General features: G+C 46.4%; 6 protein-coding genes. 5 read left to right on the top strand and 1 reads right to left on the bottom strand.

Translation table 11 applies throughout. From position 1 onward, the window contains the following. A partial coding sequence (locus V6C93_RS23180; protein ID WP_333479039.1) for a pentapeptide repeat-containing protein occupies positions 1–805 on the top strand: 805 nt, incomplete at its 5' end. Between the two features lie 384 nt (positions 806–1189). Further along, complete coding sequence (locus tag V6C93_RS23175; protein WP_333479038.1) at positions 1190–1558, top strand: hypothetical protein; 369 nt, start codon at positions 1190–1192, stop codon at positions 1556–1558. Between the two features lie 367 nt (positions 1559–1925). Here the strand turns inward: V6C93_RS23175 and V6C93_RS23170 are convergent, their stop codons facing one another. Further along, on the bottom strand, positions 1926–2087 hold the full coding sequence (locus V6C93_RS23170; RefSeq protein ID WP_333479037.1) for a hypothetical protein: 162 nt from the start codon (positions 2085–2087) through the stop codon (positions 1926–1928). A gap of 251 nt (positions 2088–2338) precedes the next feature. Here V6C93_RS23170 and V6C93_RS23165 point away from each other — a divergent pair, with 251 nt between their 5' ends. The 3 genes from V6C93_RS23165 (at position 2339) to V6C93_RS23155 (ending at position 4928) form a co-directional block, all read left to right on the top strand. Beyond that, entirely contained in the window at positions 2339–2482 is a 144-nt protein-coding gene (locus V6C93_RS23165) for a hypothetical protein (RefSeq protein WP_333479036.1), read from the top strand. Next, complete coding sequence (gene bchL / locus V6C93_RS23160; RefSeq protein WP_333479035.1) at positions 2479–3345, top strand: ferredoxin:protochlorophyllide reductase (ATP-dependent) iron-sulfur ATP-binding protein; 867 nt, start codon at positions 2479–2481, stop codon at positions 3343–3345. The genes V6C93_RS23165 and bchL overlap by 4 nt, the downstream gene beginning before the upstream one ends. 182 nt (positions 3346–3527) lie before the next feature. Then, positions 3528–4928: a ferredoxin:protochlorophyllide reductase (ATP-dependent) subunit N gene (locus tag V6C93_RS23155; RefSeq protein WP_333479034.1), complete on the top strand. Its 1401-nt coding sequence runs from the start codon at positions 3528–3530 to the stop codon at positions 4926–4928. Positions 4929–5071: the final 143 nt, after the last annotated feature.

Raw genomic sequence — 5071 nt, 5'->3', positions numbered from 1 at the left:
CAAAGTTTATTTGGTAGATTTTGGGTTAGCGCGTCAAGGTGGTGCCGATGTCGCGGCTAGCAGTGCGGTGAAAGGTACCTTAGGCTTTATGCCACCCGAACAGATGTTTAAGCGCCAGCTCACCGAAGCGTCTGACTTATATAGTCTAGGCGTGACACTCATCTGTTTGCTAACTCAGACACCATCGGCTGCCATTGGTAACTTAATTGATGAACATTGTCGCATCAACTTTAAGCACTTGGTGCCTCCTCTGAATTCTCAGTTTATTGATTGGCTCTCCAAGATGGTAGAACCCAAATTAGATTATCGTTACCCCAATGCCGTTACAGCTCTCCAAGCGCTTCACTCCATTGATGTTATCGGCAAAGCCACAACATCGGGAAATGTTGAGAGAGCGATTAATTTCAGGTTGTCTGCTGGCAAAATATTACTGCTGAGTTTTGGCTTAGTTGCTGCGATCGCTACAAGTTTGAGTATTGGTAACAAAAGAGACAATATTGGAGATGCCGTTAGCCAATTGAGAGACACTCGTCAATGTCAAGCGTGTAACTTGAAAGGTGCCGACCTCCGGGGTATGGATTTAAGACGAGTTGACTTAACCGATGCTGACCTTAGGGGTGCTGATCTCAGGAACGCCGACCTCAGAAGTTCCAATTTACAGAATGCCGACCTTAGCAATTCCAATCTCAGCGATGCAGATTTGAGGGGTGCCGACCTCCGGGGTGCCGACCTCCAGGGGGCCGAACACCAGGGTGCTAACCTCAACAGTGCTGATACCCGGAATGCAACAATGTCTGAGGATTGAAAAGCTTGAGTTATTCGGATTTGCGATCGCCTTCTGGGTGATACGCTTCATTAGACCTCTTGCTCTCATTCTATTTTCGCCCCCCTAGCCCCCAATAAAAAAAGGCTTCGTCCTTTGTCCTCTCCCCTCTTAGGGGAGAACGAGAGGGGTGGGGGGAATAGAATTCAAAGTCCCTCAGAATTGGAGAATTTAGGGGGCTTTCCAGGATTTATGCAAGAGGTCTATTTTGCATAAATGAGACGTTGATTCAACTACCTAAGACAAGATTTAATGAACATTCAGACTTACTCTTATTGAGATTTTCTATCTTTTCCCATAATGGAATCAATACCATAGACTGTAAAGCTCTTATCTTAGAGATTAGGACTCAACAAATCGTAAACTATGGTGTATCCTTTTGACCCAGATAAGGACGAGCGACCCTTCGACGAAGAGGGTGACCCCTTTGGTCGCACCTTAGAAGACTTTACCTTGACGGGTAAGTTACGTCGCTTTCACGAATCGTTTGACAGCAGCATCCGTGCCATTTTGCAGGATTGCCTATTCCGCATTAATGATGAAGGGGGTATACTCACGTTTCAAATTCTTTGTCCCAACGAAGCCGTACAGAAACGCCTCTATATCAAGCGCGAAAAAGTTCGCAATACCCTCAATTGGCTGTGGAGAGACCTTGATTACTATGCCTTTTGCATTGAGAAAGATGGACTACAGTGTCATGTGCTGAGTATGAAGTCATACAGAGGCGGCGCTTGAGCCAATTCTTCTTGGCAATGGCTTGCTTTGCCAGAGATAGCGGTCAAGCCTAATACAATAGTCGATTGGCCTTTTTCTATACTTGGGTTCAGAAAATCGGGGAAATTGCAAAAACCCAGTGGCTTTGATAGTCGCTGGGCTGTAAGAATTTATACCTAAGGGCTGGGCGAGCGATCGCAAAGATGGGCTCATGAACTGTCGCGTCCTTAAGTTCCATCATCGGGGAAGGCAAGATGCCTATCCCACAAGAGTTTTACAAATGTAAATTTGGTATCACAAGTTTACAACCTTTCTTTCATAGAGGTTAGTCTATGTAATGGATAGAGAGCGTCAATAGAGTCAAAGATTGTAATTACTTCTCTAAAACTTATTGTTTTTTTACAAACATCTTGACTCGGCGAGTCAAACGCCCGATCCCGCTCTCAGCAATACCTTTAGCTCCAGTAATGTCCCCAATAGGCTTTACTTCGTCCTTGGGGCGTTCCAGACGCAAGCGGCTGACTGAGATCGCCGCAAATCCTTTCAGCAAGAGCTATCTGCCATCCGAGATGTCCATTAATTAGAGCTGTCACACTCTGCTGATGAGTCGGGTTTCAGGAAGATTTAGGGTATTTTTTGTTTTTTGTTTTTATTTTCCATATTCAAAAATATAAATTTTTTTATTTAATCTTATTTGAGGCTTAAACGTATTCTGATTGAGAAAAAGTCCATAATTAAAATCAGAAGCTTATTTACAAGCGTTTAGTACCCTCTTCATTAAAAACAGCCCTTTCCTTTCCTGTGGAGTTAGTCAATAATTCAATCAACGCCCCAAAACAAGAATCAACGGCTGGCTGTAGGGGCAAGCCTTATGTGCCGACCCGACCAACGGGCAAAGACAATATTCGAGTTTTAATCCGAAAGATAGGAGACGACGAAGCGTGAAACTCTCAGTTTATGGAAAAGGCGGCATTGGGAAATCCACGACGAGCTGTAATATCTCTGTTGCCCTAGCAAAGCGTGGTAAGAAGGTACTGCAAATTGGTTGCGATCCGAAGCACGACAGCACCTTCACCCTCACAGGCTTTTTGATTCCCACGATTATCGATACGCTTCAGGAAAAGGATTACCACTACGAAGATGTTTGGCCTGAAGATGTAATCTACAAAGGCTATGGTGGCGTTGATTGCGTAGAAGCCGGTGGCCCACCTGCTGGTGCAGGTTGCGGTGGCTATGTGGTCGGTGAGACAGTGAAGCTGCTCAAAGAACTCAACGCCTTTGATGAGTATGATGTCATTTTGTTTGACGTTCTCGGTGACGTAGTCTGCGGTGGTTTTGCCGCTCCTCTGAACTATTCCGACTACTGCATGATTGTCACGGATAACGGGTTTGACGCCTTGTTTGCCGCCAATAGAATTGCTGCTTCCGTGCGTGAAAAAGCTCGCACCCACCCCCTGCGTCTGGCAGGACTGATTGGCAACCGCACCTCCAAGCGCGACCTGATCGACAAATATGTTGACTCAGTACCGATGCCGGTGCTAGAAATTTTACCGCTGATTGAAGATATTCGCGTCTCCCGTGTCAAGGGTAAGACTCTGTTTGAAATGGCGGAGACTGACCCCTCCCTCAACTATGTCTGCGACTACTATCTGAACATCGCTGACCAAATTTTGGGTCGTCCAGAAGGTGTTGTACCCAATGATGCTCCCGATCGCGAATTGTTCTCCTTGTTGTCTGACTTCTACCTCAATCCGCAAGAACCGAAGGTGAAGACTGAGGAAGAAGAACTCGATCTGATGATGGTTTAAAAAGGGTTGCAGGTTAGCAGGTTGAAAGGTTGGCAGGTTAGTCAGTTACCCGCTTAGCAGGTTACAAGTCCAAACCTTCAAACTTTCCAACCTTCAACGCTCTAACCTTCAAACCTTCAACTTTTAAAATTACTGCCGATTCTTAGCAACTTCCCTTAAAAACGAGGAGAGGACACTTTTTCATGACCCTTGCAGCACCTGAACCTTTAAATTTCGAGTGTGAAACTGGCAACTATCACACATTTTGCCCCATTAGCTGCGTAGCTTGGCTTTATCAGAAAATTGAAGATAGTTTCTTTTTGGTCATTGGTACCAAAACCTGTGGCTATTTCCTCCAAAATGCGATGGGGGTGATGATTTTTGCAGAACCGCGCTACGCGATGGCGGAGTTGGAAGAGGGGGATATTTCGGCACAACTGAATGATTACGAAGAACTTAAGCGGTTGTGCTTGCAGATTAAACGCGATCGCAACCCCAGTGTAATTGTTTGGATTGGCACCTGCACCACGGAAATCATCAAGATGGATTTGGAAGGCTTGGCTCCTAAACTGGAAGCTGAGCTTGGGATTCCCATTGTTACCGCTCGTGCTAACGGGTTAGACTATGCCTTCACCCAAGGGGAAGACACCGTACTCGCCTCAATGGTACACAAGTGTCCGGATAAGGCTCCTGTCGTGGAAGCGGACAAAGAGGAGCGCAATGCAATTTCCAAACTCCTCAACTTCGGACGCAAGAAAGAAGAGGTGGTTGCCGAACAGTCAGAGTATGTCGATCATCCACCACTGGTGTTGTTTGGCTCCTTGCCTGACCCCGTTGTTACCAACCTAACGCTGGAACTGAAGAAGCAGGGAATTAAAGTTTCCGGTTGGCTACCTGCGAAGCGTTACACTGAGCTGCCAGTGATTGAAGAAGGGTATTATGTCGCTGGTGTCAACCCCTTCCTTTCGCGTACTGCAACTACCTTAATGCGTCGCCGCAAGTGCAAACTGATTGGCGCACCCTTCCCAATTGGGCCGGATGGTACTCGTGCTTGGATTGAAAAGATTTGCTCGGTGTTCGGAATTGAACCGAAAGGATTGGAAGAACGGGAAGCGCAAATTTGGGAAAATTTGGAAGACTACATCAAGCTGATTCGCGGCAAGTCAGTCTTCTTCATGGGTGACAACTTGCTGGAAATCTCTCTGGCACGTTTCCTGATTCGTTGCGGCATGACTTGTCCGGAAATTGGTATTCCGTATATGGACAAGCGTTATCAAGCGGCTGAGTTGGCCTTGTTAGAGAAGACTTGCCAGGAAATGGGTGTCCCGACACCGAAGATTATCGAGAAACCAGATAACTACAACCAGATTCAACGGATTAAGGATTTGCAGCCTGACTTGGTAATTACAGGTATGGCTCATGCGAATCCGTTGGAGGCACGGGGTATTAATACCAAGTGGTCGGTTGAATTTACCTTTGCTCAAATTCACGGCTTTACCAATGCGCGTGACATTCTGGAGTTGGCAACTCGTCCGCTACGTCGGAATAATAACCTCAAGGAATTGGGTTGGGAGAAGTTGGTGAAGGAAGAAGCGAAGGTTTAACCTCTCCCCCCCATCCCTCTCGACCTCTCCCTAACCCTCTCCTTGTAGGAGAGGGAACAGGAATAAATTTTTGAGTCGAGAGGGGGGTAAGAAAAGAGTCTCTTCTCAAAGGTAATAGGCAACTGTTAGGGGCGATCGGATGC

Origin of the sequence: Allocoleopsis sp. (genome assembly GCF_036703385.1) — a bacterium.
GTDB lineage: Bacteria > Cyanobacteriota > Cyanobacteriia > Cyanobacteriales > Coleofasciculaceae > Allocoleopsis.
The sequence above is the reverse complement of the archived record's forward strand: the minus strand, read 5'-3'. Positions and strand labels throughout refer to the sequence as shown.

Bases quoted from the DNA above. Each gene is read 5' to 3' on its own strand.
- V6C93_RS23175 (WP_333479038.1), top strand. From the start codon at position 1,190: ATGGTGTATCCTTTTGACCCAGATAAGGACGAGCGACCCTTCGACGAA.
- V6C93_RS23155 (WP_333479034.1), top strand. From the start codon at position 3,528: ATGACCCTTGCAGCACCTGAACCTTTAAATTTCGAGTGTGAAACTGGC.